At 39.7% G+C, this 14496-nt stretch carries 14 protein-coding genes; 11 read left to right on the forward strand and 3 right to left on the reverse strand.

Translation table 11 applies throughout. From position 1 onward, the window contains the following. Positions 1-15 precede the first annotated feature (15 nt). The 10 genes from H7U01_RS05855 (at position 16) to H7U01_RS05900 (ending at position 10563) form a co-directional block, all read left to right on the forward strand. Positions 16-864: an amino acid ABC transporter substrate-binding protein gene (locus H7U01_RS05855; protein ID WP_014633886.1), complete on the forward strand. Its 849-nt coding sequence runs from the start codon at positions 16-18 to the stop codon at positions 862-864. Positions 865-1023: 159 nt separating this feature from the next. Continuing rightward, positions 1024-1926 carry a MetQ/NlpA family ABC transporter substrate-binding protein gene (locus H7U01_RS05860; RefSeq protein WP_014633605.1) on the forward strand — a complete coding sequence of 301 codons (903 nt, stop codon included), beginning with the start codon at positions 1024-1026 and terminating at the stop codon, positions 1924-1926. 60 nt (positions 1927-1986) lie between these two features. Continuing rightward, a complete protein-coding gene (locus tag H7U01_RS05865) occupies positions 1987-3360 on the forward strand; it encodes a M20/M25/M40 family metallo-hydrolase (RefSeq protein WP_002883790.1) in 1374 nt (457 codons plus the stop codon). Continuing rightward, positions 3353-4420, forward strand: a complete 1068-nt coding sequence (locus H7U01_RS05870; RefSeq protein WP_013990051.1) for a methionine ABC transporter ATP-binding protein — start codon at positions 3353-3355, stop codon at positions 4418-4420. Before H7U01_RS05865 ends, H7U01_RS05870 begins: the two co-directional genes overlap by 8 nt. Beyond that, complete coding sequence (locus H7U01_RS05875; protein WP_002883771.1) at positions 4420-5112, forward strand: methionine ABC transporter permease; 693 nt, start codon at positions 4420-4422, stop codon at positions 5110-5112. The genes H7U01_RS05870 and H7U01_RS05875 overlap by 1 nt, the downstream gene beginning before the upstream one ends. Before the next feature lie 123 nt (positions 5113-5235). After that, positions 5236-6444, forward strand: a complete 1209-nt coding sequence (gene sstT / locus H7U01_RS05880; protein WP_084870043.1) for a serine/threonine transporter SstT — start codon at positions 5236-5238, stop codon at positions 6442-6444. A 150-nt stretch (positions 6445-6594) separates the two neighbouring features. Beyond that, positions 6595-7443: an S-adenosyl-l-methionine hydroxide adenosyltransferase family protein gene (locus tag H7U01_RS05885; protein WP_201041275.1), complete on the forward strand. Its 849-nt coding sequence runs from the start codon at positions 6595-6597 to the stop codon at positions 7441-7443. Between the two features lie 9 nt (positions 7444-7452). Beyond that, complete coding sequence (locus H7U01_RS05890) at positions 7453-7998, forward strand: ECF-type riboflavin transporter substrate-binding protein (RefSeq protein WP_013990055.1); 546 nt, start codon at positions 7453-7455, stop codon at positions 7996-7998. A gap of 65 nt (positions 7999-8063) precedes the next feature. Then, complete coding sequence (locus H7U01_RS05895; RefSeq protein WP_201041276.1) at positions 8064-9740, forward strand: ABC transporter ATP-binding protein; 1677 nt, start codon at positions 8064-8066, stop codon at positions 9738-9740. Then, positions 9733-10563, forward strand: a complete 831-nt coding sequence (locus H7U01_RS05900) for an energy-coupling factor transporter transmembrane component T family protein (RefSeq protein ID WP_064524920.1) — start codon at positions 9733-9735, stop codon at positions 10561-10563. Before H7U01_RS05895 ends, H7U01_RS05900 begins: the two co-directional genes overlap by 8 nt. 88 nt (positions 10564-10651) lie before the next feature. On the opposite strand, the gene H7U01_RS05905 is transcribed toward H7U01_RS05900, so the two are convergent. The 3 genes from H7U01_RS05905 to rsmG form a co-directional block, all read right to left on the reverse strand. Then, complete coding sequence (locus tag H7U01_RS05905) at positions 10652-11323, reverse strand: potassium channel family protein (RefSeq protein ID WP_073688679.1); 672 nt, start codon at positions 11321-11323, stop codon at positions 10652-10654. Between the two features lie 39 nt (positions 11324-11362). Next, positions 11363-12727 (reverse strand): TrkH family potassium uptake protein, encoded by a 1365-nt coding sequence (locus H7U01_RS05910; RefSeq protein WP_104020637.1) that lies wholly within the window; start codon positions 12725-12727, stop codon positions 11363-11365. Between the two features lie 68 nt (positions 12728-12795). Beyond that, positions 12796-13509, reverse strand: coding sequence for a 16S rRNA (guanine(527)-N(7))-methyltransferase RsmG (gene rsmG / locus H7U01_RS05915; protein WP_037599017.1), 714 nt, complete (start codon positions 13507-13509; stop codon positions 12796-12798). Between the two features lie 298 nt (positions 13510-13807). On the opposite strand from rsmG, the gene H7U01_RS05920 reads away from it, so the two are divergent. Further along, positions 13808-14344, forward strand: coding sequence for a DUF177 domain-containing protein (locus H7U01_RS05920; protein WP_201041277.1), 537 nt, complete (start codon positions 13808-13810; stop codon positions 14342-14344). The last annotated feature ends 152 nt before the right edge of the window (positions 14345-14496 follow it).

Below are 14496 nucleotides of genomic sequence, written 5' to 3' on the forward strand. Positions count from 1 at the left end.
TCAAAGGAGAAAATTATGAAACTTAAAAAAATTCTTGGAATTACGGGTGTAGCCATTGCTTCAGTAGCTTTGCTTGCTGCATGTTCATCTAAATCATCAAAAGAAGTCTCTAAATCTTCAGGTGCTAAAGAAACAATTAACTTTGCCACTGTTGGGACAACAGCACCATTCTCATATGAAGAAAACGGTGAATTGACTGGTTACGATGTGGAAGTGGCTAAAGCTGTATTCAAAGACTCTGACAAATATGAAGTGAAATTCCAAAAAACAGAATGGTCTTCAGTCTTCACAGGTCTTGACTCAGCTAAATACCAAATGGCTGGTAATAATATCTCTTACTCAGAAGAACGTGACCAAAAATACCTCTTCTCATATCCAATTGGTACCACACCAGCTGTTTTGACTGTTCCAAAAGATAGTAATATTAAGAAATATGATGATATCGCTGGACACTCAACGCAGGTTGTTCAAGGGACATCGACAGCGACACAATTGACTGAGTTTAATGATAAACATTCAGACAAGCCAGTTGAACTTAACTACACAAATGAAAATATTACACAAATGTTGACAAGTTTGAATGAAGGCAAGTACGACTTCAAGATCTTTGATGCACCAACTGTTAATGCAATCATCAAAAATAATAAATTGAGCAACTTGAAGACTATTGAGCTTAAATCTGATGAACAACCATACATCTACTTCTTGTTCGCAGATAACCAAAAAGACCTTCAAAAATTTGTAAACAAACGTTTGGAAGAACTCCAAAAAGATGGTACTTTGGCTAAGTTGGCTGAAAAATTCCTTGGAAATAAAGACTATATTCCAACTAAAGACGCTTTGAAAGTTCCAAGCAAAAAATAAGAAAGGAGCTGGGAATGATTCTCAGCTTTTTCATATAATTAAAATCTAGGACACGTTATAGTTAAAAACTATAGAGATATACAATTATAAACAATTTGCTACAATTCTCATCCTATGGGATAATAATTTTATACTTAAAACAATTAAAGGGAGTTCGTTATGAAACTTAAAAAAATTCTCGGAATTACAGGATTGGCAGTCGCTTCAACAGTAGCTTTGGCTGCTTGTGGTGCTGGTGGTAATAAATCAGCTAAAGATGATAAAACTTTGACAGTTGGTATCATGACTTTGGATGATACAACTGAGCCATTATGGGATAAAGTCAAAGAATTGGCTAAAGACAAGGGTGTTACTATCGAGTTGAAAGAGTTCACAGACTACAACCAACCAAATGAAGCTCTTAAAAACGGCGAAATCGATGTTAATGCTTTCCAACACATTTATTTCTTGAACAACTGGAACAAAGAAAATAAAGGTGATGTTGTTGCGGCAGCTGACACACTTCTTAGCCCAATCCACCTTTTCTCAGGTACTGAAAACGGAAAAGCTAAGTATAAAGATGTTAAAGAGCTTCCAGAAGGAGCTACAATCTCAGTACCTAACGATGGTACAAACGAAAGCCGTGCTTTGACACTTCTTCAAACAGCTGGTTTGATTAAATTGGATGTTAAAGATGGTGAATTGGCAACTATCAAGAACATTTCTGAGAATCCAAAGAAATTGGACATCAAAGAAATCTCAGCTGAACAAGCTGCCCAAACGCTTTCATCAGTAGATGCAGCGGTTGTTAATAACTCATACGCACAACAACAAAACGTTAACTATGATACAACTCTCTTCCAAGAAGAACCAAGTCAAGATTTGAAAGATTGGGTCAACATCATTGCAGCTAATAAAGATTGGGAAAAATCAAATAAAGCTGATGCTATCAAGACTTTGATTAAAGCCTACCAAAACGATGAAGTAGCACAAATCATCTATGATGCATCTAACAAGGTTGACCTTCCAGCATGGAAAGGTGCCCCAACACAAGATCAATTGAAAGCTAATTCAAAGAAATAAGCTAAGGACAGAGGGCGTGTGAGAGCACGCCATTTTGTCGTGTATGAAGGAGACGATTTGATGGCATTTTCAAGTGAAGAAGAGCAGTTACGAAAATTTCGTAACGATGAAATTGCTCAGCACTATTTTGAAGTTTTGCGGACTTTGATTTCTAAAAAATCTATTTTTGCTCAAAATATTGGTCTCTATGATGTGGCTGCTTACCTTGGTGAGATTTTCTCTGGTGTTGGCGCAGAGGTGACAATTGATGAGACCTATACGGCACCTTTTGTCTTGGCGAAATTCAAGAGTCCAAATCCAGATGCGAAAACAATTATTTTCTATCAACACTATGATACGGTTCCTGCGGATAATGATCAGCCATGGACAGATGAACCTTTCCGTCTGACTGTTCGTAAGGGCTACATGTATGGTCGTGGTGTTGATGATGATAAGGGGCATATTACAGCTCGTCTGACAGCCCTTCGGAAATATATTCGAGAAGTTGGCGACCTTCCTGTAAATATTACGTTTATGATGGAAGGGGCTGAAGAATCTGCATCAACCGATCTTGAAAAGTATTTGGAAAAATACCGAGATGACCTGCTTCCAGCAGACCTATTGGTTTGGGAGCAAGGAAATCGAAATAGCAAAGGTCAATTGGAAATCACAGGGGGCAACAAGGGAATTATTACCTTTGACTTGTCTGTCGAGAGTGCTGATGTTGATATTCATTCTAAATTTGGTGCCGTGATTGAATCGGCCTCATGGTACTTGCTCAATGCTATCTCAAGCATGAGAGATGACCAGGGACGTATCCTTATCGACGGCATCTATGAAAAGATTGTCCAACCAAACGAACGAGAGATGGATCTTATTGAAACTTATGCCATTGAAAATGCAGATAGTCTCCGTAAGATTTACGGCTTAAAACTACCCATTTTAGAAAGTGACCGCCGAGCTTTCTTAAAAACTTACTATTTTGAACCTGCCCTTTCCATTGAAGGCATTTCAACAGGTTATCAGGGGCAAGGGGTTAAGACTATCTTACCAGCTCAAGCCAGAGCTAAGATGGAGATGCGTTTGGTCCCTGGCTTGACGCCTGAGTACGTTTTGGAGTGTATCAAGGCACACCTCAAAAAAGAAGGATTTGACCGTATCAAGGTGACCTTCACTCTTGGTGAAGAAAGTTATCGTAGTGATATGTCTGATCCAGCTATTGTTAATGTTATTGAGTTAGCAAAAGGCTTTTATGAAGAGGGCGTTGCTGTGCTTCCAACGGCAGCAGGTACAGGGCCTATGCATATGATTCATCAAGCTTTGGGTGTTCCTATGGCAGCCTTTGGTATAGGGAATGCTAACAGTCGTGACCATGGTGGGGATGAAAATGTTAGCTTAGCAGATTACTACACCCACATTGAACTAATTAAGGAGTTAATTGCAAGTTATGAGTAATGTCATTATTGATTTGAAAAATATTGATATCACCTTTACGCAGAAACGCCGCACTATTCAAGCGGTTAAGGATGTGTCTATCCAGATTGAAAAAGGTGATATTTACGGAATTGTTGGTTATTCAGGGGCTGGTAAATCTACCCTTGTGCGTGCAATCAATCTTTTGCAAGTGCCTACAGCTGGTAAAATCACTATCGGTAAAGATGTGACTTTTGCAGATGGTAAGGTCCAATTGTCGACAAAAGAATTGCGTCAGAAACGTCAAACGATTGGGATGATTTTCCAACACTTTAACCTTATGGCTCAAAAGACGGCTTATGAAAATGTAGCCTTTGCTCTTCGTCATTCTAAACTAAGTAATGAAGAGAAAGACAAAAAAATTCGTGGTCTTTTGGAATTGGTTGATTTGGCTGATCGTGCGGAAAACTATCCTGCACAATTGTCAGGTGGTCAAAAACAACGTGTAGCGATTGCGCGTGCCTTGGCTAATGATCCTGAAATCTTGATTTCAGATGAGTCTACATCAGCCCTTGACCCTAAAACAACTAAGCAAATTCTTTCACTTTTGCAGGATTTGAATAAAAAACTTGGTTTGACAGTGGTTATGATCACCCACGAAATGCAAATTGTTAAAGATATTTGTAACCGTGTTGCCGTTATGCAAAATGGTCAACTTTTGGAAGAGGGCAGTGTTCTTGATATCTTCTCAAATCCTCAAGAAGATTTGACACAAGAATTTATTGAAACTGCAGCAGGGATTGAAGATGCCTTGGCTAAGATTAATGCACAACCTTTGGTGAAAAACTTACCAAGCTCAGCCCTCCTCGTTCAACTTAAATATGCTGGTTCTTCAACAGATGAGCCACTCTTGACCGAACTTTTCAAAGAGTACGGAGTTTCAAGTAACATCCTTTATGGTAACGTTGAGATTCTAGGTGATACTCCTGTTGGTGAATTGGTCGTTGTCTTGGATGGTGAAGCGGATCAGGTTCTTGCTGCTCAAAAAGCGATTGAAAATGCAGGTGTCAGCTTGCAAGTACTTAAGAAAGGAGCCCAATAATGGCAGATTGGATTCAACAAAACTTTCCAGATATTTATCGTATCGGTATGCAGGGGGTTAACTCTTGGCCAGACGCCATCTATGCGACTCTCTACATGACGGTTATTTCCTTCATCATTGGGGGACTTCTTGGTCTTGTTATGGGGCTCTTCTTGGTATTGACAGGTCCTCGTGGAGTTATTGAAAATAAATTTGTTTTCCAAATCTTGGATAAAATCACTTCAATCTTCCGTGCCATTCCTTTCATTATCCTCTTGGCGATTTTGAAAGGATTCACTTACTTTATCGTGGGGACTAACCTCGGTATGACAGCGGCCTTGGTTCCATTGTCAGCTGCAACCTTCCCATTCTTTGCACGTCAAGTACAGGTGGTGCTTGCAGATCTTGACCGTGGCGTTATTGAAGCAGCACAAGCAAGTGGTGCAACACTTTGGGATACGATTAAGGTTTACCTTGGTGAAGGTCTACCTGAGTTGGTTCGTGTATCAACCGTAACTCTGATTTCCCTAGTCGGTGAGACTGCAATGGCCGGTGCTATCGGTGCAGGTGGTCTAGGTTACATCGCCATCTACTATGGATATAACCGTTCAAGTACATCAGTTACCATTTTGGCAACTTTCTTGATTTTGATTTTGATTTTCCTTATCCAATTCTTGGGTGATTTCTTGACTCGTAAATTGAGTCATAAATAGGATTTGAGAGCCTGTTTGCTACAGGCTTTTCTCATGTCTTGACGATTTCAGATATTTATCATAGTATGGAAGCTATCGAATGCTTTATGGTTGAGCTAACCATAAAAAAGGAGTTAATGAGTTATGAAACGTTTTATTTCAACTTGGAATAGAACCAGTCTAATTAAGCGTATTGCCATTGGTGTGGTAGTGGGTGCTGTGCTTGGTTTGCTTGTTCCTAAGTTTACGGTTATTGGTCTCTTGGGAGACATGTTTGTTGGTGGCTTGAAGGCAATTGCTCCACTTTTGGTCTTTGCCTTGGTTGCCAACGCCCTTTCCCAAACGCGAGAAGGTCAACAAAGCAATATGAAAACAGTTATTGTTCTTTATCTCTTTGGGACCTTTGCGGCTGCTTTGACGGCTGTTATTTCTCACTATATTTTTCCAATTTCTCTGAAGTTGGGAGCAGCGGCGGCGACTAAAGCAACGGCACCTCAAGGTGTGGGAGAAGTTTTTAAAGATTTATTGCTTAAGATGGTAGATAACCCTGTCAATGCCTTGGCTCAAGCCAATTATATTGGTGTTTTGGTATGGGCAGTTGTCTTTGGTTTCGCCATGCGAACAGCTAGCAATCACACGAAGGATTTGCTTAATACCTTGGCAGAAGTGACTTCGCAAATCGTTCGTTGGATTATCAACTTGGCCCCATTTGGTATCCTTGGTCTTGTCTTTAATACTATTTCTGAGAATGGTGTCGGTGTTTTGGCAGATTATGGTGTCCTAATCCTTGTTTTAGTGGGAACAATGGCCTTTGTTGCCTTGGTTGTTAATCCAATCATTGCTTTTGTGATGATGGGCAAAAATCCTTTCCCACTGGTTTTCCGTTGTTTGAAAGACTCTGGGATTACAGCCTTCTTTACTCGCTCGTCAGCAGCCAATATTCCAGTTAACCTTCAACTTTGTAAGGATCTTGGTTTGAATCCTGATACCTATTCGGTTTCTATCCCTTTGGGGTCAACTATTAATATGGCTGGAGCAGCCGTGACAATCAATGTCTTAACGCTTGCTGCAGTAACAACTTTGGGAATTCAGGTCGACTTTGCGACAGCACTCATTCTTAGTGTGGTTTCAGCTATTTCTGCTTGTGGTGCCTCAGGTATTGCTGGAGGATCCCTCCTATTAGTGCCAGTAGCATGTAGCCTCTTTGGTATCTCAAATGATTTGGCCATGCAAGTTGTCGGTGTCGGCTTTATCGTAGGTGTCATCCAAGACTCTTGTGAAACAGCCCTTAACTCTTCAACAGATGTTCTCTTTACAGCAGTAGCAGAAAAGAGCCGTTGGAAGAAAGCATAGCTAATTGTATAAGGTCGGCCTATTTGGCTGGCTTTTTGATTTTAGAGAAAACATAGTCAAAGACTATAGCTAGCTCAAGAATCTATCATCTTTAAAAAGCCCTTAAAATATGGTAAAATAAACCGTTCAAAGAGAAAAGGTAAAACATTTATGACTAATAATTTATTGGTGCTTCAATCAGACTTTGGTTTGGTTGACGGTGCTGTTTCGGCCATGATTGGTGTGGCCCTTCAGGAAGAACCTAGTTTGGGAGTTCATCACCTGACACATGATATTACTCCCTACAACACTTTTGAGGCTTCCTATCGTCTGTTTCAGACCGTTGAATACTGGCCTGAGGGGACAACCTTTGTTTCGGTAGTTGATCCGGGTGTAGGTTCCTCACGTAAAAGTGTGGTTGCCTTAACAAAGACGGGGCAATATATCGTCACACCAGATAACGGGACACTTTCTTATATCAAGAAGGTTGTTGGTATCGAGGCTGTTCGTGAGATTTCCGAGGTTGAGAATCGTCGTAGTAATACAGAGCTTTCTTATACCTTCCATGGTCGTGATGTTTATGCCTATACAGGTGCCAAATTAGCTTCTGGTCATATCAGTTTTGAAGAAGTTGGTCCTGAGTTACCTGTGGATAAAATTCTAGAACTTCCAGTGGTTGAAACCATCATAGAGGATAGTTTGGTTCGTGGGGCGATTGACATTTTGGACGTCCGTTTCGGCTCTCTGTGGACCTCTATCACACGTGATGACTTTTACGCGTTGGAACCAAACTTTGGTGATCGATTCGAAGTGACTATCTTTAACAATGATATGTTGGTCTACCAAAACCAAGTTACCTATGGGAAATCTTTTGCGGATGTTCGTATCGGTCAGCCAATTATTTATATCAATTCCCTCTATCGTGTTGGCTTAGCCATTAACCAAGGATCTTTTGCCAAGGCCTATAATGTTGGTGTAGGGTCTAACTGGCACATTGAAATTAAACGTTTAGGAGATTAAAGTAAGATTATGAAAAATAATTCAATTCGTACAGTAGTTGCGACAGGTATTGGTGCAGCACTCTTTATTATCATTGGTATGTTTGTTAATATCCCTATTTTTGGGAATACTAGCATCCAACTTCAGTATGCTGTTCAAGCCCTATTCTCAGTGATTTTTGGGCCTATTACAGGTTTCTTTATGGGCTTCATTGGCCATGCGCTTAAAGATGGCATCCAATACGGAAATATCTCATGGGCTTGGGTACTTGCAAGTGCTATTACAGGTCTTGTAATTGGTCTATTCAACAAAAAATATGATGTGACAACTGGCAAGTTTTCTTTGATGAGTATGATTTGGTTTAACCTAGTACAAGCATTGGCCCTCCTTATTGCCTATGGTATCGTTACTCCCATTGGTGATAGACTCCAATTTGCACAAGCCTGGTCATACCTTTATGCACAAAGTTTTGTAGCTGGCGTAGCTAACTTTATTACAATTGCAATTGGAGGAACCCTCCTTCTCGCAATCTATGCTAGCTCACGTACACAATCTGGTAGTCTTACAAAAGACTAGCATGAATCATAGGAGAGTGGGACTGTCAGTTTGTTTTGATACCTTCTCTCTTTTTTAGTAGAAACATGGATAAATACATTAGTTTTAATCAGTTTACATTTCAATATGATGCGCAAGCAGAAGCGACGCTTAAAGATATCAGCTTTGATATTGTCAAAGGCGAGAAAGTGCTCATTTTAGGCCCTTCTGGTAGCGGAAAGTCGACCCTGGCTCAGTGTCTCAATGGTATCATACCTAATATTCATAAAGGTCAGGCAAAAGGCCAGGTAAGGATAGATGGTCAGGATATTTTCAAGCAATCTATCTATGATAAGTCACAGTTAGTATCTACGGTATTGCAGGATCCAGATGGTCAGTTTATTGGCTTAACAGTAGCCGAGGATTTGGCTTTTGCCTTGGAAAATGATTGTGCTAATCGAAGTGAGATGAAGGATAAGGTAGCTCTCTGGGCTGAACGTCTAGACTTGACTTCTCTTTTGAATCACCGCCCTCAAGACTTATCAGGTGGCCAAAAACAACGAGTTAGTTTGGCTGGTGTCTTGATTGATGAGAGTCCTATTCTTCTATTTGATGAGCCTCTAGCAAATTTAGATCCTAAATCAGGACAGGAAACCATTGACCTCATTGATAAAATCCACAAAGAGGAGGGAGCTACAACAATTATTATTGAGCATCGTCTAGAAGATGTTCTTTATCGTCCTGTTGACCGGATTTTACTGGTCAATGATGGCACCCTCCTCTTTAACGGTAGCCCAGATGAGCTTTTATCAAGTACTCTCTTACTGGAAAATGGGATTCGCGAACCTCTATATGTGACGGTTTTACGTCAGTTGGGATTTGACACAAGGAGTGCACAAAATCTTAGTCAATTGGATGCTTTAGACTTATCTGACCTTGTTCTGCCAGATAGAGTTTTGAAAGATAAAAGAGACAGTTCAAGTGATTCTATTTTGAAGGTTGAGGGGCTTAGCGTTTCCTATGGGGATAATCCAGCGATTATAGAGGATATGTCTTTTAGCTTGAAAAAAGGTGAGCGACTAGCGATTGTCGGTAAAAATGGGGCTGGAAAGTCGACGCTTGCCAAAGCTCTATGCGGTTTTGTCCCTAGTCAAGGGAAATTAACTTACAAGGGTCAGGATATCAGTCAGGATAGCATTGCTGAGCGTTCAGAGCGTATAGGCTTTGTTTTGCAAAACCCTAATCAGATGATTAGCCAAACTATGATTTTTGATGAAGTGGCTCTAGGTTTACGCTTGCGAGGAATCGAAGAAACTGAGGTTGAAGAGCGTGTTCATGAGGTCCTGAAGACTTGTGGCCTCTATAGTTTTCGTAAATGGCCTATTTCTGCGCTTTCCTTTGGTCAGAAAAAGCGTGTGACCATTGCGTCTATCTTGGTCTTGAAACCTGAAATCATTATCTTGGATGAGCCAACAGCTGGTCAAGATTACAAGACTTACACGGATATCATGAATTTCTTGGACAGTCTTCAGAAGCAAGGCCATACCATTGTGATGATTACCCATGACATGCAGCTCATGTTGGAATATAGTGATCGTTGTCTCGTTGTGGTTGAGGGGAAAATCATTGCAGACGACAATCCTGTTACAATTCTTAATCAGAAGGATTTACTTGAGTCAGCTAATCTCAAGCAGACATCTCTTTATACTTTGGGTCAGAAATTGTCAAGTGATCCAGTAGAAGTAACCCAGTATTATATCGAAAAAGGAGGCCCTAATGTCTAATCGTTTAATTGGTTATCAGTCAGGTCAAGGTTTCCTCTATGATTTGTCTGGGGCAAGTAAGATGCTTTTCTTTATCTTGGTTTCAGTTGCTTGTATGGCAACCTATGACCCACGTTTTATTCTAGCAGTAGGCTTACTTTCTATTTATCTCTTTTATTTGGCCAAGATTCGTTGGCGAGATATTTCATTCGTTGTTAAGATTATTGGATCGATTGCTCTCTTTAATTTACTTATGGTCTACCTTTTCGCACCTGGCTATGGTGAAGAAATTTATGGGGCTAAGACAGTTATTATTGAAGGCTGGTGGCGTTTCTATCTAACCAGTCAGGAGCTTTTTTACCTTGCAAATCTATTGCTCAAGTATTTTTCAACGGTCCCTCTTGCCATTCTTTTTCTTATGACCACTCATCCGAGTCAGTTTGCGGCTAGCCTAAATCAAATTGGGGTTCCTTATAAATTTGCCTATTCCGTGAGTTTAACCTTGCGTTATATTCCAGATGTTCAAGAAGAATTCTTTACGATTCGAAAGGCTCAGGAGGCTCGTGGTTTGGATTTGTCGCAAAAGGTGGGATTGGTCAAACGCATTCGCGGGAATCTTCAAATTGTTCTTCCACTGATTTTTTCTTCACTCGAACGTATTGATACCATATCGACAGCTATGGAATTACGACGATTTGGTCGCTACAAAAAACGTACATGGTATGTTCATAAATCTTTGATGAAACAAGATTACCTTGTCATCCTATCAGCTATCCTTATATTGGGGATTAGTATTGGATTAATTTTCTTCAATCATGGTCGTTTTTATAATCCATGGGGATAATGCTCTTAGCACAGAGAAAATCTGTCATTAAGCATAATAAAAAACGTTCCCGTCTTGTCCAGATGAACGAGATTGGAACGTTTTTTTGTTATTTCAAATAGCCTAAATAATCAAATTTTTCTAGTGTCCGATTGTCGGCGACAACTAGGATGATTCCTTCGTCAGGTAGTTTCTTACTTGGGTCAAAGTGAGTGTTTAACTTGCCATTTTGCTCATCTCTAAAACCAATAACGTTGACGTTATAATTTTGTCTTAGATTTAATGTATGCAAAGACTTTCCAGCCCATTCCTTTGGAATTTTAAGTTCAATTAAAGCCACGTCGTCCTCTAAATGAAAAACATTTGAAATGTTATAACGGAGGATATTTGAAGCCAATTCTTTTGCTGTGCTACGCTCAGGAGTGATGACCCAGTTGGCCCCCATTCCGTAAAGGACTTCCTCATAATTGTTATTCATAGCTTTGGCGATAATATTTGTAATGCCAAGCTTTTTACATTGCAGGAGCGCCAGTGCAGAAGATTCTAAGTGTTCTCCAGTTGCAATAATGACCGTATCGCAAGTATCAATACCAGCAGAACGTAGAAAGTCAATGTCAGTAATGTCACCAACAGCGGCCTTAGTCACCTGATCAGCAAGGGAATTAATTGTTGTAGAGTTATTATCTAAGGCAATAACGTCTTGTCCAAAAGAGGAGAGTTCGGTTGCAATGGTTTGTCCAAAGATTCCCAAACCGAGGACCCCAATAATTTGTGTTTTCATATAAAATCCTTTCAGAATATTGGCAATGAATAAAATTGTTTAGCCAACTGAAATATCAGTTGGGGCATAAGAGACATGCTTTTCTTTTTTGGTCATCAAGCTCAAGAGAACAGTGATAGGTCCAACACGGCCAATGAACATCAGAGACATGATAATGAGTCGTCCTAGAGTATTTAGATTAGGGGTCAAATCCATTGAAACACCAACGGTAGCAATGGCTGACACACTCTCAAAAAGTAGGCCTAGGGGCGATAGTGTAGGATTAGTCTCCAGCAAAATAACATAGCCGACAAAGAGCATTGTTAGGAAAAAGAGTATAACTGTGAATGCTTGCAAAACAGTCTTATTAGATATAATACGATTTCGAAAAACAACGCTCGAGTTACCAGATAGTTCTGACTTAAAAAGCAGGAACATGATAGTGGCAGTTGTCACCTTGATACCACCCGCAGTTCCTCCAGGACCACCCCCAATAATCATTTGAATCATAAAAAGAAGATTTGTGGAGAAATCGACATTGGTATAGGAAATAGTTGCAAAGCCAGCGGTACGCATGGTTACAGTCTGAAAGAAACTCACCAGAAGTTGTTGCCAGACATTGAGAGTACCGATTGTCTTAGAGTTATCCATTTCCAGTAACCAAGCAAGTAGTGTTCCTCCCAAGAGGAGACAGCCTGTACTTATAAGAACAAGACGGCTTTGATTGCTGAAAGGTCTACAAGCTAATTTCCAGTTCCTAGGACGATCTGTCATATAGCGTCTTATTAGTTGAATCAAATCAATCCAAACTGCAAATCCCAAACTTCCAGACATAATGAGAAAAGCTACAGCAAGGTTAATGGTTGGATTGGTTGCATAATCCTGTAAACTGTTAGAACCTAAGTTGTCAAATCCAGCATTACAAAAGGCAGAGACAGCTAGAAAGAGACTATTAAAAATGCCGTGACCAAGTCCAAAACGAGGAATGAAATCAGTCATAATCACAAGTGCTGCCAAAGCTTCAATAGAAAATGTAATTTTATAGACCTTAAAAAGATAAGCTTTCAAATCTTTTTGGTTATCCCTGCTAAGTGCGGATTGAAGGAGATCTTGATCACTCAGTCCTAATTTATTTTTCAGGGTATAGGTGCTAAAGGCTATAAGAGAGACGAGCCCAAGTCCTCCCGTCTGCATGAGAAGCATAGAGAAAATTTGACCGAGACCATTGTAAGCCTTACTGACCGGGACAACAGAAAGTCCAGTTACACAGACCATTGACACAGTATTGAAGAGATGATCCAGGTAGCTTGTTTCTGGACTATTAGCATAGTGGCTTATGGGAAGGCTAAGTAAAATACTTCCCACTATAATGACAAAGACAAAGCTGAGCACCAGCTTTTGCGTGACAGAAAGACGATTGATCAATGAAAACCTCCGAGTTATCATAAGAGTAAATAATAATCCAAGGAGTAAGACACCTCCTTGGATAAACGTTATAGCGGCTTCTTGTTAGGAATTCCAGCACGACGTGGGTACTTATTAGGGGTTTCTTTTTTCTTATCGACAATAGTGACATTACGTCCATCCCCATTTGGCAGTCTGTAGTTCTCGTTGAGAATAGGCTTTGCAAAAAGCGAGTTCAAGGCATTTTTAGCATCGGCTAACTCTTCATCAGCTGCTGCAGCTTTAAGTGCAATAAGTTGTCCACCAACCTTCAAGAAAGGAATAGTCAATTCTGAGAGAACCTGCATGCGTGCGACGGCACGGGCAGTAACAATATCAAACTGAGCACGGAAGGCCTTGTCTTGTCCAAAATCCTCTGCACGTCCATGATAGAAGTGAACACCGCTGAGCTCAAGTTCATCAGCCAAGAGATTGAGGAAATTGATGCGTTTATTAAGAGAGTCGATGATAGTCACATCAAGCTCAGGGCAAAGGATTTTCATAGGGAGACTTGGAAATCCAGCTCCAGCTCCGATATCCAGAAGTCGAATACTTTGATTTTTAATATGCCCTTGAAGAACAGGAGCCAAAGAATCATAGAAATGTTTGAGGTAGACCTCGTCTCTTTCTGTGATTGCAGTAAGGTTGATCTTTTCGTTCCATTCTACCAAAAGTTCAAAGTAGCGTTGGAATTGGTCTTTTTGTTTTTGGCTGAGATTGAACCCCAGTTCTTTCAGAGCCTTGTAAAAATCTTCAGGTGTCATTATATATTCCTTTTATCTAGTTTCAATGCTCTTATTTTACCATAATTAAGAGCTTTCATCTAACTCTATAGGACAGATGGAAACTGGGTCTGAGTAAGTTTCTCATTAGCTTTGAAAAAAGTTCTAAGTTTAAGAAATATGTAATATTAAAGGTGTTATTTTTTCTTAAAAATTTGATATAATACTAATTAAGTCTAAAATCATAATCATGCTCTCTAATGAAAAGTGAATGTAGGGGATTATGGTCTTGTGGATTGAAAATAGATCCCTATGGGGAAATTTAATTTGAGGATTAAGAATGATTTATCTTTCAGAAGTTAGAAAGTCTCCAGAGGGGCTCGCCTTTACCGAAGCACCTTCTTTGTTGGAGTCTATTAAAGAACGCTATGATCAAGTTTTAAATCTTGAACAGATTCAAGCAAGTGGTCAGGTAGCCTATGATAATGGCTTGTACCTTTTGGACTATCAACTTAGCTATGATATTACCTTGCCATCTAGCCGTTCACTTGATCCTGTGACACTTAGCTTTAACTATCCGGTTTCAGAAACCTTTATACAAGAGGCAGATGCTGCTCTTCAAAAGGAATTAGTCGAAGAAAATCTAGTTCTTATCTTGGATGGGGATACCATTAATCTTGATGAGAGTATTCTAGATAATATTCTTCTTAATATTCCTTTGAGAGTATTAACACCTGAGGAAGAATCAGGACAAATTTCGCTCTCAGGTAATGACTGGGAAGTCTTGTCAGAAGAGGACTTTGCCGCACTTCAACAGGAGAAAAAAGAAGCAAGCAATCCCTTCGCCCAATTGAACGGTCTATTTGACGAAAATTAATTCAAAAAAATAAACTAAAAATGTTTGACAATTTTAAAAATCTGTATTATTATATCATTAGAAGTTAATTTTCGGATTTATTTATAGGGTAAATCTACAGACTTTTTAAGGGAAATAGAAGTCAAAAAATTTTAAGAAAGTGGTAAATACTT

This window comes from Streptococcus sp. 21.1 (assembly GCF_016648635.1).
GTDB lineage: Bacteria > Bacillota > Bacilli > Lactobacillales > Streptococcaceae > Streptococcus.

Excerpts from the sequence above, each read along its gene's own strand:
- H7U01_RS05855 (WP_014633886.1), top strand. The coding sequence starts at position 16 with ATGAAACTTAAAAAAATTCTTGGAATTACGGGTGTAGCCATTGCTTCA.
- H7U01_RS05860 (WP_014633605.1), top strand. The coding sequence starts at position 1,024 with ATGAAACTTAAAAAAATTCTCGGAATTACAGGATTGGCAGTCGCTTCA.
- H7U01_RS05865 (WP_002883790.1), top strand. The coding sequence starts at position 1,987 with ATGGCATTTTCAAGTGAAGAAGAGCAGTTACGAAAATTTCGTAACGAT.
- H7U01_RS05870 (WP_013990051.1), top strand. The coding sequence starts at position 3,353 with ATGAGTAATGTCATTATTGATTTGAAAAATATTGATATCACCTTTACG.
- H7U01_RS05875 (WP_002883771.1), top strand. The coding sequence starts at position 4,420 with ATGGCAGATTGGATTCAACAAAACTTTCCAGATATTTATCGTATCGGT.
- sstT (WP_084870043.1), top strand. The coding sequence starts at position 5,236 with ATGAAACGTTTTATTTCAACTTGGAATAGAACCAGTCTAATTAAGCGT.
- H7U01_RS05885 (WP_201041275.1), top strand. The coding sequence starts at position 6,595 with ATGACTAATAATTTATTGGTGCTTCAATCAGACTTTGGTTTGGTTGAC.
- H7U01_RS05890 (WP_013990055.1), top strand. The coding sequence starts at position 7,453 with ATGAAAAATAATTCAATTCGTACAGTAGTTGCGACAGGTATTGGTGCA.
- H7U01_RS05895 (WP_201041276.1), top strand. The coding sequence starts at position 8,064 with ATGGATAAATACATTAGTTTTAATCAGTTTACATTTCAATATGATGCG.
- H7U01_RS05900 (WP_064524920.1), top strand. The coding sequence starts at position 9,733 with ATGTCTAATCGTTTAATTGGTTATCAGTCAGGTCAAGGTTTCCTCTAT.
- H7U01_RS05905 (WP_073688679.1), bottom strand. The coding sequence starts at position 11,323 with ATGAAAACACAAATTATTGGGGTCCTCGGTTTGGGAATCTTTGGACAA.
- rsmG (WP_037599017.1), bottom strand. The coding sequence starts at position 13,509 with ATGACACCTGAAGATTTTTACAAGGCTCTGAAAGAACTGGGGTTCAAT.
- H7U01_RS05920 (WP_201041277.1), top strand. The coding sequence starts at position 13,808 with ATGATTTATCTTTCAGAAGTTAGAAAGTCTCCAGAGGGGCTCGCCTTT.